Origin of the sequence: Streptomyces xiamenensis, from assembly GCF_000993785.3 — a bacterium.
GTDB lineage: Bacteria > Actinomycetota > Actinomycetes > Streptomycetales > Streptomycetaceae > Streptomyces > Streptomyces xiamenensis.
This window is the reverse complement of the sequence record NZ_CP009922.3, coordinates 2,604,862-2,630,116: the sequence shown is the minus strand read 5'-3', so window position 1 is coordinate 2,630,116 and position 25,255 is coordinate 2,604,862. Positions and strand designations below refer to the sequence as shown.

The following is a 25,255-nucleotide window of genomic DNA, read 5'->3' as shown; positions in this document are numbered from 1 at the left end:
GGGTGAAGGATGAGATCGACTTCGCTGCGACGCGATCTCGCTCGTGTACGGGTCCCATTCCTGGGCCGACTTGTTGAGGTGACGAAACGTGCTGGGTGCGGTGCTGTGCGACATCGACGGGGTGCTGCGGCTGTGGGACGACACGGACCGGGAGCGGATGCGCCCGGTGTACGAGCTGGCGTTCCAGCCCGACCGGCTGCTGGCCGCCGTCACCGGAGCGGTCACGGACGAGCAGTGGCGGGCCGCCGTGCGTGAGCTGCTGCCCGCCGGTCAGCGTGCGCTGGCCGACGAATGGTCGGCGGGGGCCGGGCGGCTGGATCCCGAGGTGGCGGGGATGCTGCGGGAGGTGCGCCGCAAGGTGCCGGTGGTGCTGGTGTCCAACGGCACCACCCGCCTGGAGGCGGACCTCGCGCGTCTCGGCGCCGCCGATGTGGCCGACGGGGTGGTCAACTCGGCGCGGATCGGCATCGCCAAGCCGCAGCCCGGAATCTACGAGATCGCGGCCCGGCGGGCGGGGGTGGCGCCGGGCCGGTGTCTGTTCGTCGACGATGCCCTGGAGAATGTCCAGGCGGCACGGAGAACCGGAATGACCGGGGTGCACTATCAAGACGCCGGTCAGTTGCGGGAGATGCTGGTGCCGCTGATGCAAATGGCTGCAATCCGGGGCGACCGCACCGCCCGTCACTCGGAAGAGGGATCGACGGCGTAGTAGGTTCCGCCCCAGCGGCTCGAAGGGATGAGGGAACGGTGTACTACGGACGCGCGGTCACATGGTCAAGCGGCGCGGTGCTGGCGCTCACGCTCACGCTGACGGGGTGCGGGAGCGACGACAACGCCAAGGCCGACGAATGGGCCAAGTCCGTCTGCGACAAGATGCAGCCGGAGGTCGAGAAGATCCGTTCCGCCAGCGCCTCCATCACCGAGGCCAGCCAGGGCGGCAAGCCCGCCGCCGAGGTGCAGCAGGCGGACTCCGCGGCGTTCCAGGAGATCTCCGACGCCTACTCCTCGCTCGCCACCATCGTCAATGACGCCGGGGACCCGCCGGTCGACAACGGAGCGCAACTGCGGCAGGACGCGGTCGGTGAGCTGAACAGCATCTCCGAGTCGTACGCCGGTCTGAAGACCTCGGTCGACGAGCTGAACCCGGATGACGTGTCCGCGTTCTCCGACGGCCTGAAGGACATCGCGGGCCAGCTGAGCACGCTGGGGCAGAGCGGTGACCAGGCGCTGAGCGAGTTGCAGTCGGGGGATCTGCGCACGGCGATGCTGAAGCAGGAGGGCTGCCAGAGCTCGCCCGCCCCGTCCGGTTCCGGCAGCGAGAACCAGGAGGACGCCGACGCCGGGAAGGACGCGGACGCCGACGCCGAGGGCGATGAGGACACGGACGGTGCCGACGACGCGGCGGACGCCGACGCCGACGACGCCTGAGCGCGCCCCACAATGGCAGGGTGAGCACTGCTGATCTCCCCCTCCCCACCGCCGCCGGTACCGCCCGCCTCCGGGCGGCGCTGGCGGCGGACGCCTTTACCGCCGACGGCCTGCTGGACTTGCTGGGCGCCCCCGCGTACGCCGCCCTGGCCCGTGGCGAGACCGTCCCGGCGGCCCGCGCGATCCACGGTGACGACGGCGCCGCGGCCGTACTCGTGCGGCTGTTCCTGCTGCAGCGGCCCGTGCCCTACGAGTCGGCGCGCGCCGTGCTCCCGGCCGATGAACTCCTGGGCGACGGCTGGCTGGTGCGCGAGGGCCCGTCCGTGCGGGCCACCGTCGACGTCCGCCCGTACCCCGGCCCGGACGGCGAGGACTGGTGGGTCGTCTCCGACCCGGGGTTCGGCGTCGGCGGTGCCGGCGGCGCCGGCGGCAAGGAACGCGATGTGGTGCTGGGCGTCGGCGGGGCCTCCATGACGCTGGCCCAGCTGACCGTGCGGCAGCCGGTGGGGCGCGTGCTCGACCTGGGGACCGGTTCCGGAATCCAGGCGCTGCACGCCGCACAGCACGCCGAGCGCGTGGTGGCCACCGATGTGAACCCGCGCGCGCTGCGGATGGCGGCGCTCACCCTCGCGCTGTCGGGCGCCGCGGAGCCGGAGCTGCGGCAGGGCTCCCTGTTCGAGCCGGTGGCGCGCGAGGCGGGCTTCGATCTGATCGTCGCCAACCCGCCGTTCGTCATCTCGCCGCGCCGGGACGACACGGACGCGCTCACCTACCGGGACGGCGGGATGGACGGTGACGAGCTGTGCCGCACCCTGGTGGAGCAGTCCGCGGCGCGGTTGAACGACGGCGGCTGGTGCCAGCTGCTCGCCAACTGGCAGCACGTGGAGGGCGAGGACTGGCGGGAGCGGCTGGCCTCCTGGGTGCCGGCCGGCTGCGACGCGTGGATCGTGCAGCGCGAGCGGCAGGACGTGACGGAGTACACCGAGCTGTGGCTGCGGGACGCGGGGGCGCACCGGGGCGACCCGGACGCGTACGAGCGGCTGTACGGGGAGTGGCTGGCCGAATTCGAGCGCCGGCGCACCCGGGGCGTGGGCTTCGGCTGGATCACGCTGCGCAAGACCGGAACCGACCGGCCCGCCATCACGGTGGAGGAGTGGCCGCACGCGGTGGAGCAGCCGCTGGGGGAGACCGTACGGCGGCACTTCGCGCTCGCCGACTTCCTGCGGGAGCACGACGACCAGGCGCTGCTGGCGGCGCGGTACACGCTGGCGGACGGGGTGGTGCAGGAGCAGGTGGGCGCGCCGGGCGCGGAGGACCCGGAGCACGTGGTGCTGCGGCAGCGGCACGGGATGATGCGGGCGCACTCGGTGGACACGGTGGGTGCGGCGCTCGCGGGCAGTTGCGACGGGACGCTGCCGGCCGGGGTCATCGTCGACGCCATCGCGCAGTTGCTGGAGGCGGATCCGGGGCAGGTACGGGCCGGGGTGCCCGAGGTGCTGCGGACCCTGGTGGGCGACGGGTTCCTGCTGCCGGTGTGACCGGTGTGACCGGACGGGAGGGCGGCGGCACGGCAAAAGGGCCGGCCCCGGGCGTCCCGGGGCGGCCCTCCGCCTGGTGCCGTCGGATTACTTCTTCAGGACCAGGCCGTCGGAGTCCGTGCGGTCTTCCTTGACCAGGAAGAGGATGCCGTCGATCAGGGCCCAGATGCCCAGGCCACCGCAGGTCAGCAGCTGGGCCACGGCCATGCCGTAGTGGCCGGTGTACCAGCGGCCGGCGCCGACACCGCCGAGCAGGATCTGCAGGATGCCGGCGACGACCTTGGACTTGGGGGACTCGGGAGCGCCGGCGGGGACACCGGGAGCGGGGGCCGGGGGATAGGTCATGAGCGGGATTCCGTTCCGAATGGTGCGATCAACTGACAAGCCGGTTGGCTTGTTGGTGCTCAGACACCCCGGAACCCCTCCTGGTTGCACTGGATCTGCCACCGATACACAAGTGAGATCCGTTACCCCATCACATTGCGCACAACAGCCCATACCACCGCGATCCCGACGATCGCCGCCATCCCGGCGCGGCCACCGAGCCGGGGCACGTAACGGCGCCCGCGCAGCCCCTCGTACAGCCAGCGGCCCCCCACCCACGCCGCGAGCGGCACCCCGAGAAGCAGCAGCACGGCGTTGTCGTGCAGCGCCGCGGCCACGTCTCCGTGCAGCAGGTCGTACGCCATCCGGGTACCGCCGCAGGCGGGACACTGCAGCCCGGTCGCCCAGTTGACGGGGCAGCGCGGCAGCAGCCCGCCGCCCTCGTGCGGATTGGTGTGCCACAGATAGACGGAGCCGGCCAGGCCGGCGGCGAGGGTGGCCAGCGGCAGCACCGCGGGGTGGAACCGCCGCCGTCCCCGCGTGATGCTGCTCACCCGTCTCCCCTCGCCACCCGGTCCGGCCCCGGTCCCCGTCAGCTCTTGAGGACGCGGCCGTCGGAGTCGGTGCGGTCGTCCTTCACCAGGAACAGGATGCCGTCGATCAGCGACCAGATGCCCATGCCGCCACAGGTGAGCAGCTGGGCCACCGCCAGGCCGTAGTGGCCGGTGTACCAGCGGCCCGCGCCGACACCGCCGAGCACCAGCTGGAGCACGCCCGCGATGATCTTCGACTTGGAGGAGTACGGCCGGCCGTACTGGTCGTAGCCGAACGGCGCGTTGGGGTCGACCGCACCGTAGGCCGCGCCGGGCTGCTGGCCGTACCCGGGCGGCGGGTACTGGCCGTAACCGCCACCGGGCGCGCCCGGCATCGGGCCGGTCGGCTGCTGCGGGTAGCCGTAACCCGGCTGGCCGGGCTGACCCCCGGGCGGCGGAGTCCCCGGCTGACCCGGCTGCTGATACGGGTTCTGGTTCGGGTCCGGCGGCGGCTGCTGATACGGATTCTGGTCGGTCATGAGTCCCCCTTGCGGATGGATGAGCGGATGGGCGGCCGGTCAGGGACGGACCGGGGCCACGGCCGACATCCTGCCAGGGGCATGGGGCGGCGGGAACGCGGGCTGTCGGGTTACGGTTCGAGTGGCGTCGCGGGGTATTCCCGTTTGACACGGAGCCGGGAGGTAGCGTCACACTCCGCACGGGGCGCGGCGAGCGTACCCACCCCGTACGTATCGCACGCAGCACGCCGAGAGCTACCGGAGAAACCGGAGAGAAGAGAGCGAGAAGTTGTCCCCGACCAGCGAGACCACGAACGGCGGACGCCGGCTTGTCATTGTCGAGTCGCCCGCCAAGGCCAAGACGATCAAGGGCTACCTCGGCCCGGGCTATGTGGTAGAGGCGAGCGTCGGACACATCCGCGATCTGCCGAACGGTGCCGCCGAGGTTCCGGCCAAGTACAAGGGGGAGTCCTGGGCCCGGCTCGGCGTGAACGTGGACGCCGGCTTCCAGCCGCTGTACGTCGTCAACAGTGACAAGAAGGACCAGGTCAGAAAGCTCAAGGAGCTGCTGGCCGAATCCGACGAGCTCTACCTGGCCACCGATGAGGACCGCGAGGGCGAGGCGATCGCCTGGCATCTGCGCGAGGTCCTCAAGCCCAAGGTGCCGGTGCGCCGGATGGTCTTCCACGAGATCACCCGGGACGCCATCCGGGCGGCCGTCAACAACCCGCGCGAGCTGAACCAGCTGCTGGTCGACGCCCAGGAGACCCGCCGCATCCTCGACCGGCTCTACGGGTACGAGGTCTCGCCGGTGCTGTGGAAGAAGGTCATGCCCCGGCTGTCGGCGGGACGGGTGCAGTCCGTGGCCACCCGGCTGGTCGTGGAGCGCGAGCGCGAGCGGATCGCGTTCCACCCGGCCGCGTACTGGGACCTGACGGGGACGTTCGCCACGGACGGCGGCGGCGCCGACGGCGGCCCGGACACCTTCGGCGCCCGCCTGGTGTCGGTCGACGGACGGCGCATCGCGCAGGGCCGCGACTTCGGCCCGGACGGGCAGCTCAAGAACCCCGGGCAGGTGCGCCAGCTGGACGAGGCGGCGGCGCGGGAGCTGGCGCAGAGCCTGGCCGGCGCGGCGTTCTCCGTCCGCTCGGTGGAGTCCAAGCCGTACCGGCGCTCCCCGTACGCGCCCTTCCGCACCACCACCCTCCAGCAGGAGGCGTCGCGCAAGCTGGGGATGGGTGCGAAGGCCACCATGCAGGTGGCGCAGCGGCTGTACGAGAACGGCTTCATCACCTATATGCGGACCGACTCGACCACGCTGTCGGAGACGGCCGTCGCGGCGGCGCGGGCGCAGGTGACGCAGCTGTACGGGCGGGAGTACCTGCCGGAGAAGCCGCGCACGTACGCCAGCAAGGTGAAGAACGCGCAGGAGGCGCACGAGGCGATCCGCCCCTCGGGCGACCGCTTCCGCACCCCGGCCGAGACGGGCCTGACCGGCGAGCAGTTCCGGCTGTACGAGCTGATCTGGAAGCGGACCGTCGCCTCGCAGATGAAGGACGCGGTCGGCCAGTCGGTGGCGGTGCGCGTCGCCGGGACCGGCGCGGGCGGGCAGGACTGCGAGTTCGGCGCCACCGGAAAGATCATCACCTTCCACGGCTTCATGAAGGCGTACGTGGAGGGCGCGGACGACCCCAACGCCGAACTGGACGACCGCGAGCGGCGGCTGCCGCAGGTCGCCGAGGGCGACCCGTTGGCCGCGCGCGAGCTGGCGGCGGACGGGCACTCCACCAAACCGCCGGCCCGGTACACCGAGGCCAGCCTGGTCAAGGAGCTGGAGGAGCGGGAGATCGGGCGGCCGTCCACGTACGCCTCGATCATCGGCACCATCCTGGACCGGCGCTACGTCTTCAAGAAGGGGACGGCACTGGTGCCGTCCTTCCTCTCCTTCGCCGTGGTCAATCTGCTGGAGCAGCACTTCGGGCGGCTGGTGGACTACGACTTCACCGCCAAGATGGAGGACGACCTCGACCGGATCGCCACCGGCGACGCGGAGGCGGTGCCGTGGCTGCGCCGCTTCTACTTCGGTGAGGGCGGCGAGGGTGTCGGGGTCGCGGCGGAGGCAGGCAACGGCGACGGCGACCACCTGGGCGGGCTCAAGGAGCTGGTCACCGACCTGGGCGCGATCGACGCCCGGGAGATCTCCTCCTTCCCGGTCGGTGAGGGCATCGTGCTGCGGGTGGGCCGGTACGGCCCGTACGTGGAGGCGCCGCCCGAGGAGGGCGCGGCGGAGGGCGAGCCGGGCAAGCGCGCGGACGTGCCGGACGAACTGCCGCCGGACGAGCTGACGGTGGAGCTGGCGAAGGAGCTGCTGGCGAAGCCCAGCGGCGACTTCGAGCTGGGCACCGACCCGGTCAGCGGGCACCCGATCGTGGGACGGGACGGGCGGTACGGCCCGTACGTCACGGAGGTGCTGCCGGAGGGTACGCCGAAGACCGGCAAGAACGCCGTGAAGCCGCGTACCGCCTCGCTGTTCAAGACGATGCGGCTGGACACGATCACGCTGGACGACGCGCTGAAGCTGCTGTCGTTGCCGCGTGTGGTGGGTACCGACCCGGAGTCCGGTGACGACATCACCGCGCAGAACGGCAGGTACGGCCCGTACCTGAAGAAGGGGACGGACTCGCGCTCGCTGGAGAGCGAGGAGCAGCTGTTCACGATCACCCTGGAGCAGGCGCAGGCGATCTACGCCCAGCCGAAGAAGCGCGGGCGGGCCGCGGCCAAGCCGCCGCTGAAGGAACTGGGGACCGACCCGGTGACGCAGGCTCCGGTGGTGGTGAAGGACGGGCGGTTCGGTCCCTACGTGACGGACGGCGAGACGAACGCGACGCTGCGGCGGGACGACGATCCCGAAACCATCACCCCTGAACGTGGGTTCGAGCTGCTGGCGGAGAAGCGGGCCAAGGGGCCGGCGAAGAAGACCGCGAAGAAGACGGCGGCCAAGAAGACCACCAAGAAGGCCGCGGCGAAGAAGACGACCACGAAGAAGGCCGCCGCCAAGACCACCGCGGCGAAGAAGACCGCCGCGAAGAAAACCTCGGCGGCGACGAAGACGGCGGCCAAGAAGACGACCGCGGCGAAGAAAACCTCGGCGGCGAAAAAGGCCACGTCAAAGGCCGAAAACGGCCCCTCGGAGGAGTAGCCCCGGCAGGGCGGCGCGCGGGAGGCGGAGCCCGGCCGGTGTGTGCGGAAGGAAAGCCGTACGGCCGGGTGGCTCATGGCGGCGCCGCCACGGTCGTTCCCCGGGCAAATGTTCGGGTAGCTGACGCCTGTGTCGGTGGTGGCGGTTACGCTGGCCGAATGACGCGAGCAGAGCAACACCCGGTTGTTGACCCCACCTGCGGCGCCACCGACGAGGCACTCGCCGCGGACTCCCGGGAGCGCGCCCGGCGGGCGTTGCTGCGGGTGCCGGAGCTGCGGCGCCTGTGGGAGGCGCAGTTCACCGGCGGTATCGGCGACATCCTCGCCGTCCTGGTGATCACCCTGCTGTCCGTGCAGGCGGCGTTCCACGTCACCGCGGGCGGCGAGATGCTGTTCGGCGGCGGCTACCGGGGCGTGGCGCTGGCCATCACGCTCGCGCTGACCGTACGGGTGGCGGCCGGGGTGCTGGGCGGCGTCCTGCTGCTGGGGCCCGTCAGCAAGCTGCTCGCGCCGGCCGGAAAGCTGGACCGGCGCTGGACGATGATCGGCGTGGACGGGCTGCGCGCCGCCCTGCTGATCGTCGCCCCGCTGTGGATCGTGTGGGTGCCCGACAGCGCGTACATCTATCTGCTGGTGACGCTCGGTGTGGCCGGGCTCGCCGAGCGGGTGTGGACCACCGCCAAGGACGGCGTGGCCCCCGCCCTGCTGCCGCCCCCGCCGCCGGAGGGCGCCGCCGTACGGCCGCTGCCCGACCACGGCGAGGCACTGCGCCGGCTGTGGCTGCGCAGCGCGTTCCTGTCGGTGCCGGCCGCGGCCGCCGTGCTGGTGGCCGTCACCCTGGTGAGCAATCTGCTGGCCACCGGGATCGACTGGTTCGGCCAGCACCAGGCGGCGCTGGCCTCGTACGTTGCGGCCGGCTTCTTCGCCGCCTCGATCTCGGTGCTGTACTTCCTGAAGCTGCCGGTGGGCGACGGGCGCCGCCCGGTCTCCCCGCTGGAGGGGCTGCGCCGGCCGGCCGCCGGCACCACCCCGGACCGCGGGCGTACGGGCGCGATCCCGGTGCTGGTGCTGGGGTGCGCCGCGCTGGCGGCTGCGGTGGCCGCGGCGGTCGCGCTGGGCGTGCTGCGGGTTCTGGAGTTCGGCGGCGGTCCGGTCGCCTACGGGCTGTTCGTCGCCGGGCTGACCGGCGGGGTCGCGGCCGGGGTGCGCTCGGCGTCCGCGGTGCTGCCCGCCCTGTCGCGGCGGCGGGTCTTCGCGCTGGCGCTGGCGGTCACGGGCCTGGGTCTGTTCGGGGTCGGCATGATCGCCGACCCGGCCACCGTGCTGTTCACGGCGGTGGCCACCGGTGTGGCGGCCGGGGTCGCGGCGGCCACCGGGCACGTCCTGCTGGACCAGGAGACCGAGGAGTTCCGCCGGCCGCGGCTGACGCAGCACCTGCACGCCGTGGTCCGGATCGCGGTCGGGCTCGGGGTCCTGGTGGCCCCGCTGGTGGCGGCGCTGATCGGCCCGCACCGGGTCGAGCGCGGCGACTTCGTCATCGACCACGGGGGCGCGGCGTACACGCTCATGATCATCGGTGCGCTGCTGCTGCCGGTCGGAGCGCTGGTGCTGGGCCGTACGGATGACCGGCGCGGAGTTCCGCTGCGCCGTGACCTGGTGACGGCCGTGCGCGGCGGCGGCGTGGAGCCGGCGCAGGCGACGGCCGCGAACGGGTTCTTCATCGTCGTCGAGGGCGGCGACGGGGCCGGCAAGACCACGCAGGTGGAGAAGCTGGCCGAGTGGATCCGCAGCAAGGGCCACGAGGTGGTGGTGACCCGCGAGCCCGGAGCCACGCCGGTGGGTCAGCGGCTGCGGACGATCCTGCTGGACGTCTCCACCGGCGGGCTCTCGCACCGGGCCGAGGCGCTGCTGTACGCGGCGGACAAGGCCGAGCACGTGGAGACGGTGGTGCGGCCCGCGCTGGAGCGGGGCGCGGTGGTGATCTCCGACCGGTACATCGACTCGGCGGTGGCCTACCAGGGCGCCGGGCGTGACCTGTCGGCCACCGAGGTGGCGCGGATCTCGCGGTGGGCGACGGACGGGCTGCTGCCGCACCTGACCGTGCTGCTGGACGTGTCGCCGGAGACGGCGCGCGAGCGGTTCACGGAGGCGCCGGACCGCCTGGAGTCGGAGCCGAGCGAGTTCCACCAGCGGGTGCGGTCCGGGTTCCTGGCGCTGGCCGCCGCCGACCCGGCGCGCTATCTGGTGGTCGACGCCGGGCAGGACCCGGAGTCCGTCACCACGGCGGCACGGCACCGGCTGGACCAGATGCTGCCGCTGAGCGAGCAGGAGCTGCGGGAGCAGGAGGAGGCCCGGCGCAAGGCCGAGGAGGAGGCGCGGCGGCGCGCCGAGGAGGAGCGCCTGCGCAAGGAGGAGGAAGAGCGCCTGGAGCGGGAGCGTCAGGAGGAGCTGGCGCGGCTGCGGGCGGAGGAAGAGGAACGCAAGGCGCGCGAGGCCGAGGAAGCACGGCTCGCCGAGGAGCGGCGCAAGGCCGAGGAGGCCCGGCGGGTCGCCGAGGAGGCGCGCCGGCTGGCCGAGGAGGAGCGGCGCCGCCGGGAGGCCGAGGAGCGGCTGCGGCGTGCCGAGGAGGAGCGTCTTCGCCGGGAGGCCGAGGAGGAGGCGCGGTTGCGGGCGCAGGCCGAGGAGCGGCGCCGGGAGGTGCAGCGCAAGGCCGAGGAGGCGCTGCTCGCGGCCGAGCGGGCGCGGCTGGCGAAGGCCGACAACAGCGAGACGGTGCAGATCCCGCAGGTCGAGGGCACCGACCGGCCCTCGGGCACGGACGGGGCCGACAGCAACAGCGAGACGATGCAGATCCCGAACTCGTACCCGGGCCCGGGGGACGACGAGACGCGCGTGCTGCCCAAGCCGGGCGAGGCGGGGGAGACCCGGCCGATCCCGAAGGTGGACGAGGAAGGGCGCGGGAATCCCCCGCAGGATCCGCAGCAGCGGTCGCGTCCGGCGTGGGCCGAGGAGACCCCGCTCGATGATCTGCCGACGCTCGCCGATGAGCTGCTGGGACGCCGCCGCGACGAGGACGAGGACGGCAAGGGCCGCTGAGCCGGCCGATCGACGCGTGCAACGGCGCTTCCCCCTGCGGGGGAAGCGCCGTTTCGGCTTGTCGGGGGCCGCGGGTTACCGCTCGGCGGGGGCCGGGAGCGTCTCGGCCCCGTCCCCGGCCTCCGTCCCTGTCTCGGCCCGGAGCAGCGGGAAGGGCTCGTGGATGGTCACCTCCGCGCCGGGGGCGACCCGGTAGGGGCCGTCGCAGACCTCGTCGGGCGCGGGCATGGCGTAGCCGGCGGGGGTCTGCGAGACACAGGCGTAGTACGTGCGCTCCCCGGGCACGAAGGCCACGCCGCACCGGCCGCTGGCGTCGGTGGTGCAGGTGTCGATGAGGGCGCCGCGTTCGTCCACGACGTCGAAGACCACGTCCTTGACCCCGTGCCCGGCGTCGGCGTCCTCGGCGACGGAGATGAGCACGCCTTCCTCGACGACGGCCTCCTCCTCGGCGGGCTCCTCGGCCTCCTCGATCTCCTCCTCTTCCTCCTCCGGCGGCGGGACGAGGGAGGGGCAGGTGACGGACCCGATGACGACATCCCCGGCGAGGAGGCCGGCGCCCTCGCCCAGGGTGAGGCGCAGGGCGTTGACGGTGAGGGAGCCGTCCGCTCCGGTGACCTGCTCGTTCAGGACGATCCGGCCGAGACCTCCCGGCAACTGGAAGGTCGTGTTGGGCTGCGGGTTGCCGGTGACGTTGACCCGGGCGGACTCGGGGACGGCGACGACGGCGTCGTTGACGCGCACCCGGGCGGTGGGTGCGGAGTCCGGCTCGGTGACGCAGCGGGCGCTGACCGAGCCGGTGCTGAGGGTGGCGGCGGTGAGGTCGAGTTCGGTGCTGGCGACCCCGGCCTCGGCCGCGGTCCCGCCCGTACGGTGCTCGCCGGTGACGGCGTAGATGCCGGCGACGGTGCCCAGGGAGCTGAAGCGGGCGGAGGACACATCGGCGCGTACCGGCCCGGTGGGGTAGGCGGCGCGGGCCTCGGTGATCTGGATGCTGCTGCCGAGGGTGGCGGTGAACCCGGTGGCGGCGAAGCCGGTGGGGTCGGCGGCCTGGGCGGAGCCGGGGAGGGCGACGGCGAGGACGGCGGCCAGGGTGACGGCGGGGAGCGCTTTGCGGGGGGACATGAGCCGGGGACTCCAATCATCGTGACACGATGACCACATAGTGTGATGAATGGAATCAAAGGTCTACGCGCCCCACCCGCCGTGCTCCGAACGGCGCAGCGAACCGCGGGTCCCGGACTGTCAGTGGAAGACGGCACAATGAGGGACGGCATTCAGCGGTGTGGAGCGGCTTGGAGCAGTGACGGAATGACGGTCTGGGACGAGCTGGTGGGCCAGGACCGGGTGGCGGCGCAGCTGACGGCGGCGGCCCGGGACGCCGACGCCTACGTCACGGCGATCGACGCCGGGCAGGAGCCGCGGCTGGCGGGGTCCTCGATGACGCACGCCTGGCTGTTCACCGGCCCGCCCGGATCCGGCCGGGCCACCGCGGCGCGGGCGTTCGCCGCCGCCCTCCAGTGCCTGAGCCCGGACCGCGCCCTGGGCGGCGCACCCGGCTGCGGCTTCTGCGACGGCTGCCACACCTCCCTCATCGGCACCCACGCGGACGTCGAGGTCATCCGCACCGACCTGCTCACCATCGGCGTCAAGGAGACCAGGGAGCTGGTCCGCCGCGCCCAGCTGTCACCGGCCGGCGGCCGCTGGCAGGTGATCGTCATGGAGGACGCCGACCGCCTGACCGAGGGCGCGGGGAACGTCCTGCTGAAGGCCGTCGAGGAACCCGCGCCCCGCACCGTGTGGCTGCTGTGCGCACCGTCCACCGAGGACGTCCTGCCCACCATCCGCTCCCGCTGCCGCACGCTGTCGCTGCGCACCCCGCCGGTGGCCGCCGTCGCCGACGTACTCATGCGGCGCGACGGTGTCGACCCCGAGGTGGCGCAGGCCGCCGCGCGGGCCACCCAGGGGCACATCGACCGGGCACGGCGGCTGGCCACCGACGAACGGGCCAGGGCCCGCCGGGCGGCGGTGCTGCGCATCCCGGAGCGGGTGACGGACATCGGCGGCGCGCTGCGCGCCGCACAGGAACTGGTGGACGCCGCCGCCGAGGACGCCAAGCAGCTCGCGGAGGAGCGGGACGACAAGGAGACCGAGGAGCTGCGGGCGGCGCTGGGCGCGGCGGAGGGCAAACGCCTGCCGCGCGGCACCGCGGGCGTGATGAAGGACCTGGAGGACCGCCAGAAGCGCCGCGCCACCCGCACCCAGCGGGACGCCCTCGACCTGGCGCTCACCGAGCTGACCGGGTTCTACCGCGACGTGCTGGCCCGGCAGTTGGGCTCCGCCGTCGCGCTGGCCGGCGGGGAGAGCGCGGCGGCCGTGGAACGGGTGGCGGCGGCGAGCGCGCCGGAACGCACCCTGCGCCGCATGGAGGCGATCCTGGAGTGCCGCACGGCCCTGGACCGCAACGTTTCTCCGTTGCTCGCGGTGGAGGCGATGGCGGTGGCCCTGCGGTGAACGGATACGCTCCAGGGATCCGCGATCAAGGTCACGCACGCCACGGGGGCCCGAAATGACTCGAAAGACCCGGTATCTACCGCTGCTGACGGTCGGCGCACTGCTGCTGGCCTCGGCCTGCAGCTCGGAAGAGCGCGCGGAGGAACGCCCCAGCCCGACCCAGTCGTCCGGCGAGGAGACCGCGACCGGCGGCTCGGAGAGCTCCGAGGGCGGCTCGGCGATCGACGCCCCGGCGCTCGACCCGCTGCCCGAGGAGATCTCGGCCGACCTCCAGCCGTACTACGAGCAGGAGCTGACCTGGCGCGGCTGCACCGGCGTGCCGGGCTTCCAGTGCGCGATGCTGACGGTGCCGCTGGACTACACCAGCGTCGACCCGGCCGACGACATCCAGCTGACCGTCACCCGCGCCCGGGCCGGCGGCGCCGACCGGCTCGGCGCCCTGCTGATGAACCCGGGCGGCCCCGGAGCCTCGGCGGTGGACTTCGCGCAGAGCTCGGCGAGCTACATCTTCCCGGCCGAAGTGCGCGAGCGGTACGACATGGTCGGACTGGACGCGCGCGGCACCGGTGGCAGCGAGCCGATCGAGTGCCTGACCGGCCCCGAGATGGACGCCTCGACCCAGGTGGACCGCACTCCCGACGACGCGGAGGAGCAGCAGGCGCTGCTGACCGCGCACGAGGAGTTCGCGGCCGGCTGCCAGGCCAACTCCGGGCGCCTGCTGGAACACATCTCCACCATCGAGTCGGCCCGCGACATGGATGTCCTGCGCGCGGTGCTGGGCGACGAGCGGCTGCACTACGTCGGCTTCTCCTACGGCACCAAGCTCGGCGCGGTGTACGCCGGGCTGTTCCCGCAGCGCGTCGGGCACCTGGTACTGGACGCCGCCGTGGACCCGCGCCTGTCCACCCTGGACCTGGACCGCGAACAGGCCGGCGGCTTCGAGACGGCCTTCCGTTCCTTCGCCGAGCACTGCGCGGCCCGCAACTCCTGCCCGCTGGGCTCCGAAGGCGGCGACGACGCCTCGCAGCGGCTGTCGGCCTTCTTCGCGGAGCTGGACGAGAAGCCCCTGGCGACCGGCCAGGACCGCCCGCTGACCGAGTCGCTGGCGACGACGGGCGTGGCGATGGCGCTCTACAGCGAGTCCCTGTGGTCGCAGCTGCGGCAGGCCCTGTCGGCCGCGATGAACGAGGGCGACGGCTCGCCGCTGCTGGAGCTGGCCGACACGTACAACGAGCGCGAGGCGGACGGCTCGTACGGCACCACGATGTTCGCCTTCCCGGCGATCAGCTGCCTGGACAGCCCGGCCGCGACGACCACCCCCGAAGAGGTCCTGGCCCAGCTGCCGGCCTACGAGGAGGCGTCCCCCACCTTCGGCCGCGACTTCGCCTGGGCCACCCTGCTGTGCGGCGTGTGGCCGGTCGAGCCCAGCGGCTCCCCGGTGACCATCGCGGCGGCCGGCGCCGACCCCATCCTGGTCATCGGCACCACCCGCGACCCGGCCACCCCGTACGCCTGGTCCGAGGGCCTGGCCGAGCAGCTGGAATCCGGCATCCTGCTGACCAACGACGGTGACGGCCACACCGCCTACGGCGACAACGCCTGCATCGACGCCATGGTGAACGACTACCTGCTGGAGAACGTCAGTCCCGAGGAAGGTGCTTCTTGCCCATAGCCTGTGCGGGCTACCGCCCCGCGATCTCGGCCCGCACGGAGGGCAACCCCCTCCCCGCAGGCATGACGGACGCCCAACTGGACGCTCACTTAACCGAGTGCCCGGACTGCAACCGCTGGGCCAAACGCCTGCGGGCCCTGCGCGCGGCAACGGACGACCTCCACCGCCGCCGCCTCCGTGTCACCCCACCCCCGACCCCCATGTAGAATCAACGAGCACCACCCGCCGCCTTAGCTCAGTCGGCCAGAGCGACGCACTCGTAATGCGTAGGTCAAGGGTTCGATTCCCTTAGGCGGCTCAGCCGGAAGCCCAGGTCACATGCACTGTGACCTGGGCTTTTCCATGCCAGCAGATACGCCGACGGCGGCGTGCGCGCTCAGCTCGGGTCGGCCCGGTCTCAGTTGTGACCTGGGGCGTCGGCATGAAGGCGTCACGCATGCGTCGCATCGCCTACCGTTGCCCCTCTTCTGTCGGTGGTTCGCCGCACCGCCCGGGCAGGAGAGGGTGAAGGGCTGCTGGCAGCGACAGGTCAGCCGCAGGCGCCCTCGCGTGCTGAGACAGAGAGTTTCAGATACGAGGTGGTGCTGGTGCTGCCCTCGGCGCCTGGCACGTACACGTCTTGTGACGATGCCCTAACCACGAGGCAGAAGGGATGCTCCCCAGCAGCGGTGGTCACGGTGTACTGCTCCCCCGACACGTGCGTGGCGACAAGTTCGAGGTCGTGGGGCGAAGCCTGTCGGACAGCCGATTGAACTTGTGAGTTGTAACGTCCGGTTGCCGAGTTGGCGGATCCGCCGCTCGTGACGTCAGCCTCCTCCATCCGCTCGGCCGCCTTTTCGACTGCCTGGCGAACGCGGGCTTCCTCCGACGTGAACGTGCCTTGCCAGTGAGCGGTCGAGAGCGCGCCGACGAAGGATGTCGCTGACAGCGCGATGTATCCGAACCGCTGGACGGTGTAGGCGGCGTCGGATGGTTCGTTGGCCTGTGGGTCTCGGTGAGCCCACGCCCCGAAGGCCCAATAGAGCTGTCGGGGCCCAACCCAGGTCAGCAAGGCGAAGGCGTCGCCCACCACCGCCAGCAGAACAACAAGTGCCATGCCCGTCGCCCTACGTGATCTGCTCGCGTGAAGCTGAGGCCACGCGAGTAACTCAGTGTAAGGATTCGCCGGGGGCAGATACGAAACGCCTCAGGCCCAGGGAAAGCTCATGGTGCCGGACGAAGTGGGTCCGTGCACGGGCTCGATCAGTGCAAGGTCGCAGTCACGCTCCTGCCGTTCATCGAGCGAGTGTCGGCCGTGAGACGAGTTCCGATGGAAAGCCGTCGGACATGAACGCCCTCGTCCGCCGAAATGACATCCAGGCGATAGCCGCGGAGCAGGACCGTGACGGTGTCGCGCTTCGTGGTGGGGTCCGCGATTGCGATCGAGAGGGTGCCGTCGGGGGTGGTGTGGAGGAGGACGGAGGCGGGGCCCTCGATGGTCAGGGGGCCGGTGTGGTGGGGACCGGGGGTGAAGGTGTTGGCCATCAGGAGGGAGAGGTTCCTGTGTTCGACGGCCTGGAGGTGGGGGGTGTTGGACAGGATGGTCAGGGGGCTGTCGCCGTACGAGGCCAGTTGGGCGCGTGTGGCGTTGGGGAGCAGGGCGTAGGCCAGTGAGTGGGGGTGGGGCGTCGGGGGGTGTTCCTGGAGGAGGGTGAAGATCTGTTTTGTGATCGGGGTGTCGGGGTTGGCGGTGCGGATCAGGCGGCGGGAGTTGGTCACCGTGGTGAGCCGTGCGGTGGGGGTGGTGTTGGTGAGGAAGACGTAGCCGAGGGAGAAGTCGGGGCCGGTGCAGTGGAGCCAGTTCGGGCCTTCGGTGAGGGTCAGGGGGGTCGAGGGGGCCGTGATGCGGGTGTCCAGGGTGGTGGTCAGGGGGCGGCCGGCCGGGTCGTGCACGTCGGCGGTCAGGATGACGATCTCGTCGTCGAACATGAACCAGGACTTCGTGGCGCGGGCGTTGGCGTAGGTGACGAAGTCCGGGGGGAGTTCGTGGCGGGCGGCGTGGGCCGCGTCGTCGCCGAGGACGAGGGACGCCGTGCCGTAGGGGCCGAGGTGGGCGCCGCCGGAGTGGGTGTTGGTGGCGAGGGGGAAGTAGACGTACTGGTTTTGGCGCGTGGAGGAGGCCGTGAAGCCGGCCTCCGGGTTGTCGTACCAGGGGGCGCCGTAGAGGTCCGGGATCGTGCGCCGGGGTTCGACCGGGGCCGTGACGCCGGCGAGGTGGTACGGGGAGACCGTCGTGAAGTGGTCGATGCCGAAGGTCTGGGTCTGGTCCTGGCCGGTCAGGTAGAGGTAGTGGGCGCCGTCGCCCTGGAACCAGGGGGTGAGGTTCTCGCCGTTCATGTACTCGTACTTGCTGATCCGCCGCGAGCTGCGGGCCAGGGCGAAGGCGTAGCCGGGGCGGCGGTGGACCGTGCGGTCCATCGCGTTGAAGGCCGCGTGGTGTTCCCGGGGCACGAGGTCCTGGGCCGGGATGGTGGGGTCGGCCAGAATGTCGGCGTACGCGGCGATGGTGAGCGGGGAGACGAAGTCCTGCGGGTCCGGGGGTGAGGGGGAGACCTGGGCGATGGACTTCGCGTAGGACTTGAGGACGTGGGCGTCCTGGTCTGAGGTGTGGGAGGAGAGGTCGGTGACCGCTTCGACGATGGTGGAGACGTCCGCGTAGCCGGTCTGTGGGCGGGAGACGGTGCGGCCCTTGACGATCTCCATCAGCCAGCCCTCGAAGATGACGGGGGCGAAGCTGTGGGTGATCCAGCCCTGGATGACCGGGGCCAGGGGTGTGGCGGGGGCGAAGCCCGTGCCGTGCAGGAGTTTGAGGGTCTGGACGGCGCGGGTGAGGAGGTTCTTGCCGTAGGCGCCGGTGTAGGCGACCGATTCGTGCTGGATGAAGGAGCCGTCGGCGTGAAAGCCGTCGCCCTCCTCGACCGTGGCGTAGACGGTGAGTTGGTCGGCGACCGCCTTGGTCACGCGGGCGCCGTCGCCCGTCAGTGCGCCCTGGAGGATGCGGTTGGTGGTGATGTCGGCGAGGTTGGCGCCGGTGTGGAAGCGGGAGTCGAGGTCGACGTCGCCGTCCTTGCCGTTGCGCAGGTAGGCGTCCATCGAGGCGAGGTAGGTGGCGGTCAGGGTGGGTTGGTGGGTGGCGAGTTCGTCCCGCAGCAGGACGAGGGCCCTGGTCACGTGGGTGGAGATGCCGATCTCCCAGGTGAACCAGTTGCCGTAGTAGCCCCTGGACTGGTCGCCGTAGTACGTGTCGTGGAGCTGGGCCAAGGCGTCGATGACGCGGCGCTGGGTGGCGGGGGACGGGGTGGCGAGGGCGATCTCGTACAGGTAGCGGTAGGTGGTGTGGAGGTTCGGGTCGCTCGTGCCGAGGGGGAGGTTCGGGAAGAGTTCGCCCGGGGTGGCCCGGTCCATCGCGGTGAGGTGACGTTGGGCGGTGGACGCGATGTCGGCGAGTCGCGCGGCCACTTCGGGGTGGGCGTTGGACTCCGGGGTGCCGGTGAGGATCGCGAGGGCGTTGGACAGGATTCTGGCGTGGTCGTCCACCCCCGGCGCGGCGGCCGGGGAGCGCGCGGGCGCCGCCACGCTCAACAGGGCGGACGCGGGCAGGGTGGTCAGCAGGGCGCGGCGTGAGAAATCCATGGGGGCCTCCCCCGTCCAAGCAACCACGCCCGGACGGGGGCGGCAAGACACCCGTCAGGTGGTGGAGAGGTCCAGCAGGACCTTGGAGGCGAGTTCGCGGTTTCCGGCCAGGTCGAAGGCTTCGGTGGCCCGGTCGAGCGGGAAGGTGTGGGTGATGACCGGGTCGACGGGGAGGCCCTGAGCCAGGAGGGACAGGGCCTCGTCGAATTCGGTGTCGAACCGGAAGGCGCCGCGCAGCTCGAGTTCGCGGGTGACCGCGACGTTGCCGAGCAGGCCCACTTCGCCGGGCGGCAGCAGCCCGAGCAGGACGACGGTGCCGCCGCGCCGGGTGCGTTCCACACAGGTGCGCAGGCCGGCCGGGGCGCCGGATGCCTCGATGGTGATGTCGAACGGGGCCGCCCAGGCCGGGTCTTCGGGGTGGTCGGCCCGGACGGTGGCGGTGGCGCCCACCTCGGCGGCGATGCGCAGGGGCTCGTCCACCAGGTCGGAGGCCACGATCTCGGCGGCGCCGTGGTGGCGCAGCGCGGCCACGACGAGGCAGCCGATGGGGCCGGCGCCGGTGACCAGGACGCGCTTGCCCCGTACGTCGCCGGCCCGGTTGACCGCGTGCAGGGCGACGGACAGGGGTTCGGCGAGGACGGCGCGGTGCAGGGTGAGGCCGGGGTGCAGGGCGCGGATCTGGGCGGCCGGCACGGTGACGCGCTGGGCGAACCCGCCCTGGACGTGCGGAAGGTGGGCGGCGCTGCCCAGGTAGCGGGTGTGCCCGCAGATGTTGCGGCGATCGGCGGCGCACTCGGGGCAGCTGCCGCACGGGGTGGCGGGGTGGATCGCGACGGCAGTGCCCACGGCGGGGCCCTCCGTCTCGGGGCCGAGAGCCGCAACGTGGCCGACCACTTCGTGGCCGAGCACCATGGGCTCGCGCACGGCGAAGTCGCCGACCCGGCCCCGGTGGTAGTAGTGCAGGTCGGAGCCGCAGATTCCGCCGAGTGCGATGGCGACCGCGATCTCCCCGGGGGCGGGTGCGGGGGTGGGCCGTTCCTCGATCCGCAGATCGCCGGCGCCGTGGACGGTGCAGGCGCGGATGGTCGTGGGGTGCATGAAGGGCTCCAGAGGGTTACAGGACGGAGAGCATGCCGCCGTCGACGTACAGCAGTTGTCCGTTGACGAAGTCGGATGCGGGCGAGGCGAGGAAGATCAGGGCGCCCACGAGGTCGCCGGTCTGGCCCCAGCGGCCGGCCGGGGTCCGCTTGCGTACCCAGGCGCTGAACTCCTCGTCCGCGACCAGCGCGGAGGTCAGCTCGGTGTCGAAGTAGCCCGGGCCGATGCCGTTGACCTGGATGCCGGAGGGCCCGAGGTCCGCGCACATGCCCTTGGTGAGCATCTTCAGGCCGCCCTTGGTGGCGGAGTACGGGGCGATGCCGGGCCGGACGGCCTCGCTCTGGAGCGAGCAGATGTTGATGATCTTGCCGTGGCCGCGGGGCACCATGCGGCGCGCGACCTCGCGGCCGACGAGGAAGGCGCTGGTGAGGTTGGTGTCGAGCAGGCCGTGCCAGTCCTCGTCGGTGAACTCGGTGAAGGGGGCGCGGCGCTGGGCGCCGGTGTTGTTGACCAGGATGTCGATCGCCCCGGCCCGCTCCTCGATGCGGCCGACGGCGGCGGCCACGCCGGTGGAGTCGGTGACGTCGAAGGCTTCGGCGAGGACGGTGGTGTCGCCGAAGGTCGCGGCCAGCTCCGCGCGGGTGGTCTCCAGGGTGGCGGCGTCGCGGCCGTTGAGGACGACGGTGCAGCCGGCTTCCAGGAGTCCCTGGGCCAGGGCCCGGCCGATGCCGCGGCTCGATCCGGTGACCAGGGCCACCTTGCCGGTGACGTCGAACAGGGGGTGGCTCATGGGGGTCGTCCTCTCAGGTGCGGCACGGCCCGCCTTGCTGGTTTCCCATTGAGTGGAAAACATATCTGCTGACCGGAAATCATCGTTGACATGAGGCCCGCGCGCTGTCAAGCCCAGGATGGGAAGCCTTTCCATTCAGTGGTAATTTCTCGGGCGTGAGCACCAGCGAATCCAGCGCAGTCCCGGCCGATGTCGTCGGCCGGGCGATCCGGCTCCTCGTCCTGGTCGGCGAGCATCCGCACGGCATCACGCTCTCCGAGCTGTCCCGGGCCAGCGGCGTCCCCGTCAGTACGGCCCACCGGCTGGTCAACTCGCTGGCCCGCGAGGGGCTGGTGGACTTCGAGGCGAGCGGCAAGCGCTACAAACCGGGCCTGCGCCTGTTCCAGCTCGGCCAGCAGGCGGGCCAGGCGTACGGATTCGCCGGCACCGCGCTCCCCGTGATGCGACGCGTGACGGAGCGCACCGAGGAAGCCACCCTCATGTCCGTGCTCGACGGCAACCGCCACCTGTACGTGCACTACGTGGACGGTCCGCTGCCGGTCGGGGTGCGCAGCGAGCCCGGGCGCCACGGCCCGCTGCACTGCACCTCGATGGGCAAGGTGCTGATGGCCTTCGCCCCCGAGGAGGTGCGCGAGGACCTGCTGGAACGCGTGGAGCTCACCCCGTACGGGCCGCACAGCATCACCGACCGGGACGTGCTGCGCGCGGAGGTCGCCCGCGCCGCCGCACAGGGGTACGCGACGGCCGACGAGGAGCACCACGCCGGGCTGCGCGCCGTGGCGGTCCCCATCCTGCGGCCCGACGGCAGCCTGTTCGCCTGCCTGTCCACCGCGGCCCCCGCCTTCCGCCGCTCGCTGGACGACCTCGTTGCCCTGGTGCCCGTACTCCGGGAGGCGGCCACCGAACTGGGCGTCCGGCTGCCCGCACGCTGAGGGCGGTACGCCCCGCCGAAACAGGTCGAAGGCCTGGTCCGGCGGTGGATAGAGTGCCGGTGCGGCAGGGGGAGGGGTGACCCATGGGGATGGGTGAGGACGAGCTCGCGGCGTTCGGCGCCACCGTCGCCCGGTTGCGGGCCCTGCCCGCCGACGATCCGGTGCGGCTGCGGGCGGAGCAGATGGTGGCGCCCCTGACCCGCGAGGCACGGCGGCGGCGCGGCAGGGCGCGGCGGGCCGAGGCACGGGAGGCGGACGCCCTGGTGCAGGGGCGCACCGCGACCGGTGACGCCGGGCGGATCGAGGACGCGCCACTGACGGTGGGCGAGGAGACGCCCGGGTGTTACGTCAGGCCACGGCGCTGCTACGTGTGCAAGGAGCCCTACCGCGAAGTCCATCGCTTCTATCACGCGCTGTGCCCCGGATGTGCCGCCGACCATGCCGCGCGGCGCGAGGCGGGGACCGACCTGCGCGGGCGGCGGGCTTTGATCACCGGCGGCCGGGTCAAGATCGGCTTCCAGCTGGCCCTGATGATGCTGCGCGACGGCGCGGAACTGATGGTGACCAGCCGGTTCCCGGCGGATACGCTGCGTCGCTTCCGTGACGTGCCCGGCAGCGGGGAGTGGTTCGGACGGCTCACCGTGATCGGGATCGATCTGCGTGATCCCCGTCAAGTGGCCGGGCTGTGTGACGGGCTGGTGCGCGAGGGCCGGCCGCTGGACGTTCTGGTGAACAACGCGGCGCAGACCATACGGCGTCCCCCGGGCGCCTACGCGGTGCTGTCCGCCGGGGAGCGGGCGGCAGCCGAACTGCCGCCCGCGGGGCGGACCCTGGCCGCGCCCGGGTTCCCGGGCACCGTCGCAGCGGAACTGCCGCCCGGTGTCCTGGCGGAAGTGGACCAGGCCGGGCTGCTGCCGGACCACTCGCCGGTCAACTCCTGGTCGGTGCGGCTCGGTGAGCTGGACGGTGCGGAGATCCTGGAGACGCATCTCATCAACGCCATCGCTCCGCTGCTGCTGTGCGACCGGCTGCTGCCGCTGCTGCTGGCCTCGCCCCGGCCACGCCGCTACATCGTCAACGTCTCGGCGGTGGAAGGCCGTTTCGCCGTACGGAACAAGGCGCCCCGGCATCCGCACACCAACATGGCGAAGGCCGCGCTCAACATGCTGACCCGCACCAGCGGGCCCGAACTGGCAAAGCGGGGCGTGTACATGAGCGCCGTGGACACCGGCTGGATCACCGACGAGAACCCGGCACCCCGGAAGGCCTCGATGGCCGCCGCCGGATTCCGTACCCCACTGGACGTGGTGGACGGCGCGGCACGGGTGTACGACCCGGTCGTGCGCGGCGAGGCGGGGGATCCGGTCGCGGGGGTGTTCTTGAAGGACTACCGCGAGGCGGCCTGGTAGCGAGGACGGTGGTGCGTGGCACGTGTCTGTGCACCGACACGTGTCCGGCCCGCGCGAGGAGTTGGTTCAGGCCGCGAGGGCGGCGGGCCCGGGTGGGGTGAGGCGGAGTTCGAACCAGACGGTTTTGCCGCCCGGGCCCCAGGGGCCGTCTTCGAGGGCGCAGCCGCCCCAGTGGTCGGCGAGGGCGTCGAGCAGGAGCAGACCCCTGCCGTTGTGGGAGTCCGGGGGAGGGGCCGGGCGGGGTGTGCCCGGGGTGTCGGGGAGTGCGGGGCTGGTGTCCCACACGCTGACCCGGAGGACGGGGTGCCGCCAGTGCAGTTGTACGGAGGCCGCTCCGCCGGTGTGGCACACGGCGTTGCAGGCCAGCTCGGAGGTGAGGAGTTCGGCCCGGTCGGTGAGTTCGGTGAGGCCGTGGGCGTGCAGGACGGTGCGGAGGGTGAGCCGGGCGATGCGCGGGGCGCGCGGGTCGCGGGGGAAGTGGAGTTCGTAGCGCCAGGGTTCGGCGAACGGGATGGGGGCGAGGCGGGGAATCCCCGCGCAGGTGGCGTTCTGGGTGGGCACGGTCGGCTGTTGGGGTTCCGGGGACATCGGCGCCTCCTGAGACGCGGTCAGGTGGGGAACGGACGCTGGCCACAGGCTGGTTGTCCGGGCGGTGTCATTGCCGCCTCGCGGGGAGACGGTGCGCTTCCGCCCGAGCGGGCTGGTGGCGTGGACCACACAGTAGAGGGCTGCGTATAACGGTGCTACCGCTTGCCGTTGATCTCACCGGAAGGGGTGAAGGGGAAGCGTGAAGTGGACCCTGTAGCCAGAGGATCGGCACACTGTGCACGAACGAGAGGAGACCCATGGCGCCGAGGCGACAGCCGACGGTCCGTCAGCGCCGATTCGGGGCGGAACTGCGTCGGCTGCGTGAGGCGGCTCAACTGACGCCGTCCACTGTGGCCGGGCTCCTTGAGACGGATCGCACCGTCATCTCCAACGTGGAAGCCGGTCGCTTCGGTATCAGTGAAACCCGGCTCCGCCGACTCGTGGATCTCTACGGGTGCACTGACCACGCTTTGATCGACGGCCTCACCGCGATGATGCGCGGTCGGGAGAATGCCTGGTGGGAGAGGTACCGGGGGAAGGTCCCGGACGGCTTCCTGGACGTGTCGGAGCTTGAGGACAGCGCGCGGGCGATACGCACGTTGCAGACCGCCCAGCTCCCTGGGCTTTTTCAGACCGAAGCACACGCCCGGGCCCTCTTCAACCTGACCGATCCGCCACTGTCACGCCTCGAAGTGGACCTCCGGGTGGATCACCGACTGTCCCGGCAGGCCGTCATCGCAGAGGGCACCATGCCCTACGTAGGGCTTGTCCATGAAGCGGCGCTCCGTATGCGAGTCGGTGGACGGCAAGAGGCGCGACGCCAGATCGACAGCGTGCTGGAGGCGAGCCACCGGGGCAACGTCGCACTGCTGGTGATCCCTTTTTCTGTGGGGGAGTTCCCCATGATGGGCATCTCGTTGATGTATGCCGAGGGGCAGACCCGGCAGTTGGACACCGCCCACATGGACTCGCCGGCGGGCGCGATCTTCATGGACGACCCGGGGTCGCTGGCCAGGTATCGACGGAGGCTGGACACCGTCGAGAAGCTGGCTTTGACGCCTTCGAAGTCCCGTGATCTCATCCGAGCCATCGGCCGGGAAATGTAGGAGGCGGGCCATGTCGGAGCCTCAGTGGTGCAAGTCCTCGTTCTCAGAGGACGGGGGCAACAACTGCGTGGAGATAGCCGTGGTGGGGTCGGGTATCGCGCTTCGGGAGAGTGACGAGCCGGGGCGGGTCATACAGGCGGAACCTGTGGCCTTCCGCGCGCTGACGGGCTGGATCAAGGCGGGCCGGTGGGGTGCGCCAGGTCGGTGAGGGGGCCGGGGAGGGCCAGTTCCTCTTCCTCCCGGTGCGGCGGTCGGGGCGGCGGGGGCGCGGCCCGGTGGGGCCGCGCCCTTCGGTGGGTCAGGCGATCCGCTGGGAGGCGACCGGTTCGTGGGATTCCTGGGGCTCCAGGGCGTGGAAGGGGTGGACAGGGCCGAAGCGGGAGATGAGCTGTTCGTACCAGCGGGTCTCGGTCTCGCGCCGCAGGTGGCTGGGAGGGTACCCGTAGGCGGCCCGGAAGACCCGGCTGAAGTGGGCGTTGTCGGTGAAGCCCCAGCGGACCGCGATGGACTGGATGGGCTGGGCGAACTTGGCCAGGTCGGTGAGGTCGCGCCGGCAGCCTTCGAGGCGCTGGCGGCGTATCCAGGCGGCGACCGTCAGGCCGTGCAGCCGGAACAGCCGGTGCAGGTGGCGCAGCGAGATGTGGTGGGCACAGGCGATGGTGCTGGGTGAGAGGTCGGGGTCCGAGAGACGCTCACGTATGTACTGCTGGACGACGAGGAAGAGTTCCCGTTGCGGCGGCAGGAGTAAGGAGGGGCTCAGCTCCCCGTGGGCCGAGGGTGTCGGCGGCTGATGGTTCGGGCTGTCGCTGTGGTCGGCTGGGAAATCCATTTTTCCCCCTAGG

General features: G+C 71.8%; 21 protein-coding genes and 1 tRNA gene. 12 read left to right on the top strand and 10 right to left on the bottom strand.

Annotated elements, in window-relative coordinates; genetic code table 11:
- Window positions 1–88 precede the first annotated feature (88 nt).
- Genes SXIM_RS12035 through SXIM_RS12025 form a run of 3 tightly spaced genes read left to right on the top strand, consistent with a single transcriptional unit; the run spans window position 89 to window position 2,966 of the window.
- Window positions 89–709 carry an HAD family hydrolase gene (locus tag SXIM_RS12035; protein ID WP_046723925.1) on the top strand — a complete coding sequence of 207 codons (621 nt, stop codon included), beginning with the start codon at window positions 89–91 and terminating at the stop codon, window positions 707–709.
- 38 nt (window positions 710–747) lie between these two features.
- The gene (locus SXIM_RS12030; protein ID WP_030735370.1) at window positions 748–1,428 is read left to right on the top strand and encodes a hypothetical protein; all 681 of its coding nucleotides are present in this window, start codon (window positions 748–750) and stop codon (window positions 1,426–1,428) included.
- A 20-nt stretch (window positions 1,429–1,448) separates the two neighbouring features.
- Window positions 1,449–2,966, top strand: a complete 1,518-nt coding sequence (locus SXIM_RS12025; protein ID WP_078846896.1) for a DUF7059 domain-containing protein — start codon at window positions 1,449–1,451, stop codon at window positions 2,964–2,966.
- An 87-nt stretch (window positions 2,967–3,053) separates the two neighbouring features.
- Here SXIM_RS12025 and SXIM_RS12020 read toward each other — a convergent pair whose 3' ends face one another.
- The 3 genes from SXIM_RS12020 to SXIM_RS12010 all read right to left on the bottom strand — a co-directional run bounded on the left by SXIM_RS12020 (window position 3,054) and on the right by SXIM_RS12010 (window position 4,362).
- Window positions 3,054–3,311 carry a TM2 domain-containing protein gene (locus tag SXIM_RS12020; RefSeq protein WP_030735359.1) on the bottom strand — a complete coding sequence of 86 codons (258 nt, stop codon included), beginning with the start codon at window positions 3,309–3,311 and terminating at the stop codon, window positions 3,054–3,056.
- 122 nt (window positions 3,312–3,433) lie between these two features.
- Window positions 3,434–3,844, bottom strand: a complete 411-nt coding sequence (locus SXIM_RS12015; protein ID WP_174864315.1) for a DUF2752 domain-containing protein — start codon at window positions 3,842–3,844, stop codon at window positions 3,434–3,436.
- A gap of 38 nt (window positions 3,845–3,882) precedes the next feature.
- A complete protein-coding gene (locus tag SXIM_RS12010) occupies window positions 3,883–4,362 on the bottom strand; it encodes a TM2 domain-containing protein (RefSeq protein WP_030735354.1) in 480 nt (159 codons plus the stop codon).
- Window positions 4,363–4,630: 268 nt separating this feature from the next.
- Between SXIM_RS12010 and topA the strand changes: the two genes are divergently transcribed.
- Window positions 4,631–7,540, top strand: coding sequence for a type I DNA topoisomerase (gene topA, locus SXIM_RS12005; RefSeq protein WP_046723921.1), 2,910 nt, complete (start codon window positions 4,631–4,633; stop codon window positions 7,538–7,540).
- A 158-nt stretch (window positions 7,541–7,698) separates the two neighbouring features.
- Window positions 7,699–10,635: a dTMP kinase gene (tmk, locus tag SXIM_RS12000; protein WP_030735349.1), complete on the top strand. Its 2,937-nt coding sequence runs from the start codon at window positions 7,699–7,701 to the stop codon at window positions 10,633–10,635.
- A gap of 75 nt (window positions 10,636–10,710) precedes the next feature.
- On the opposite strand, the gene SXIM_RS11995 is transcribed toward tmk, so the two are convergent.
- Window positions 10,711–11,757 (bottom strand): choice-of-anchor P family protein, encoded by a 1,047-nt coding sequence (locus tag SXIM_RS11995; protein WP_046723919.1) that lies wholly within the window; start codon window positions 11,755–11,757, stop codon window positions 10,711–10,713.
- Window positions 11,758–11,943: 186 nt separating this feature from the next.
- Here SXIM_RS11995 and SXIM_RS11990 point away from each other — a divergent pair, with 186 nt between their 5' ends.
- From SXIM_RS11990 to SXIM_RS11980, 3 genes are all read left to right on the top strand, one after another.
- Complete coding sequence (locus SXIM_RS11990; RefSeq protein WP_030735343.1) at window positions 11,944–13,146, top strand: DNA polymerase III subunit delta'; 1,203 nt, start codon at window positions 11,944–11,946, stop codon at window positions 13,144–13,146.
- 55 nt (window positions 13,147–13,201) lie between these two features.
- Complete coding sequence (locus SXIM_RS11985) at window positions 13,202–14,818, top strand: alpha/beta hydrolase (RefSeq protein ID WP_030735340.1); 1,617 nt, start codon at window positions 13,202–13,204, stop codon at window positions 14,816–14,818.
- A 224-nt stretch (window positions 14,819–15,042) separates the two neighbouring features.
- Window positions 15,043–15,116 (top strand) — tRNA-Thr (locus SXIM_RS11980).
- Window positions 15,117–15,347: 231 nt separating this feature from the next.
- Here the strand turns inward: SXIM_RS11980 and SXIM_RS11975 are convergent.
- From SXIM_RS11975 to SXIM_RS11960, 4 genes are all read right to left on the bottom strand, one after another.
- The gene (locus SXIM_RS11975) at window positions 15,348–15,914 is read right to left on the bottom strand and encodes a DUF6199 family natural product biosynthesis protein (RefSeq protein WP_046723917.1); all 567 of its coding nucleotides are present in this window, start codon (window positions 15,912–15,914) and stop codon (window positions 15,348–15,350) included.
- A 146-nt stretch (window positions 15,915–16,060) separates the two neighbouring features.
- Window positions 16,061–18,490 carry a polysaccharide lyase family 8 super-sandwich domain-containing protein gene (locus SXIM_RS11970; protein ID WP_046723915.1) on the bottom strand — a complete coding sequence of 810 codons (2,430 nt, stop codon included), beginning with the start codon at window positions 18,488–18,490 and terminating at the stop codon, window positions 16,061–16,063.
- A 54-nt stretch (window positions 18,491–18,544) separates the two neighbouring features.
- Window positions 18,545–19,588, bottom strand: a complete 1,044-nt coding sequence (locus tag SXIM_RS11965) for an L-idonate 5-dehydrogenase (RefSeq protein ID WP_046723913.1) — start codon at window positions 19,586–19,588, stop codon at window positions 18,545–18,547.
- Between the two features lie 16 nt (window positions 19,589–19,604).
- Window positions 19,605–20,378 carry an SDR family oxidoreductase gene (locus SXIM_RS11960; protein ID WP_046723911.1) on the bottom strand — a complete coding sequence of 258 codons (774 nt, stop codon included), beginning with the start codon at window positions 20,376–20,378 and terminating at the stop codon, window positions 19,605–19,607.
- Window positions 20,379–20,533: 155 nt separating this feature from the next.
- Between SXIM_RS11960 and SXIM_RS11955 the strand changes: the two genes are divergently transcribed.
- A complete protein-coding gene (locus SXIM_RS11955; protein ID WP_046723909.1) occupies window positions 20,534–21,310 on the top strand; it encodes an IclR family transcriptional regulator in 777 nt (258 codons plus the stop codon).
- Window positions 21,311–21,399: 89 nt separating this feature from the next.
- Window positions 21,400–22,719, top strand: coding sequence for an SDR family NAD(P)-dependent oxidoreductase (locus SXIM_RS11950; RefSeq protein ID WP_078847084.1), 1,320 nt, complete (start codon window positions 21,400–21,402; stop codon window positions 22,717–22,719).
- A 66-nt stretch (window positions 22,720–22,785) separates the two neighbouring features.
- Here the strand turns inward: SXIM_RS11950 and SXIM_RS11945 are convergent, their stop codons facing one another.
- The gene (locus tag SXIM_RS11945; RefSeq protein WP_078846895.1) at window positions 22,786–23,307 is read right to left on the bottom strand and encodes an ATP-binding protein; all 522 of its coding nucleotides are present in this window, start codon (window positions 23,305–23,307) and stop codon (window positions 22,786–22,788) included.
- Window positions 23,308–23,564: 257 nt separating this feature from the next.
- Here SXIM_RS11945 and SXIM_RS11940 point away from each other — a divergent pair, with 257 nt between their 5' ends.
- Together SXIM_RS11940 and SXIM_RS11935 are read left to right on the top strand one after the other, a co-directional pair.
- Window positions 23,565–24,413, top strand: a complete 849-nt coding sequence (locus SXIM_RS11940; RefSeq protein WP_046723906.1) for a helix-turn-helix domain-containing protein — start codon at window positions 23,565–23,567, stop codon at window positions 24,411–24,413.
- A 10-nt stretch (window positions 24,414–24,423) separates the two neighbouring features.
- Window positions 24,424–24,621 (top strand): DUF397 domain-containing protein, encoded by a 198-nt coding sequence (locus SXIM_RS11935; protein WP_053116171.1) that lies wholly within the window; start codon window positions 24,424–24,426, stop codon window positions 24,619–24,621.
- 90 nt (window positions 24,622–24,711) lie between these two features.
- On the opposite strand, the gene SXIM_RS11930 is transcribed toward SXIM_RS11935, so the two are convergent.
- Window positions 24,712–25,242, bottom strand: coding sequence for a helix-turn-helix domain-containing protein (locus SXIM_RS11930; RefSeq protein WP_030735289.1), 531 nt, complete (start codon window positions 25,240–25,242; stop codon window positions 24,712–24,714).
- Window positions 25,243–25,255 lie beyond the last annotated feature (13 nt).

Bases quoted from the DNA above. Each gene is read 5' to 3' on its own strand.
- SXIM_RS12020 (WP_030735359.1), bottom strand. From the start codon at position 3,311: ATGACCTATCCCCCGGCCCCCGCTCCCGGTGTCCCCGCCGGCGCTCCC.
- SXIM_RS12010 (WP_030735354.1), bottom strand. From the start codon at position 4,362: ATGACCGACCAGAATCCGTATCAGCAGCCGCCGCCGGACCCGAACCAG.
- tmk (WP_030735349.1), top strand. From the start codon at position 7,699: ATGACGCGAGCAGAGCAACACCCGGTTGTTGACCCCACCTGCGGCGCC.
- SXIM_RS11995 (WP_046723919.1), bottom strand. From the start codon at position 11,757: ATGTCCCCCCGCAAAGCGCTCCCCGCCGTCACCCTGGCCGCCGTCCTC.
- SXIM_RS11990 (WP_030735343.1), top strand. From the start codon at position 11,944: ATGACGGTCTGGGACGAGCTGGTGGGCCAGGACCGGGTGGCGGCGCAG.
- SXIM_RS11985 (WP_030735340.1), top strand. From the start codon at position 13,202: ATGACTCGAAAGACCCGGTATCTACCGCTGCTGACGGTCGGCGCACTG.
- SXIM_RS11975 (WP_046723917.1), bottom strand. From the start codon at position 15,914: ATGGCACTTGTTGTTCTGCTGGCGGTGGTGGGCGACGCCTTCGCCTTG.
- SXIM_RS11970 (WP_046723915.1), bottom strand. From the start codon at position 18,490: ATGGATTTCTCACGCCGCGCCCTGCTGACCACCCTGCCCGCGTCCGCC.
- SXIM_RS11965 (WP_046723913.1), bottom strand. From the start codon at position 19,588: ATGCACCCCACGACCATCCGCGCCTGCACCGTCCACGGCGCCGGCGAT.
- SXIM_RS11960 (WP_046723911.1), bottom strand. From the start codon at position 20,378: ATGAGCCACCCCCTGTTCGACGTCACCGGCAAGGTGGCCCTGGTCACC.
- SXIM_RS11950 (WP_078847084.1), top strand. From the start codon at position 21,400: ATGGGTGAGGACGAGCTCGCGGCGTTCGGCGCCACCGTCGCCCGGTTG.
- SXIM_RS11945 (WP_078846895.1), bottom strand. From the start codon at position 23,307: ATGTCCCCGGAACCCCAACAGCCGACCGTGCCCACCCAGAACGCCACC.
- SXIM_RS11940 (WP_046723906.1), top strand. From the start codon at position 23,565: ATGGCGCCGAGGCGACAGCCGACGGTCCGTCAGCGCCGATTCGGGGCG.
- SXIM_RS11935 (WP_053116171.1), top strand. From the start codon at position 24,424: ATGTCGGAGCCTCAGTGGTGCAAGTCCTCGTTCTCAGAGGACGGGGGC.
- SXIM_RS11930 (WP_030735289.1), bottom strand. From the start codon at position 25,242: ATGGATTTCCCAGCCGACCACAGCGACAGCCCGAACCATCAGCCGCCG.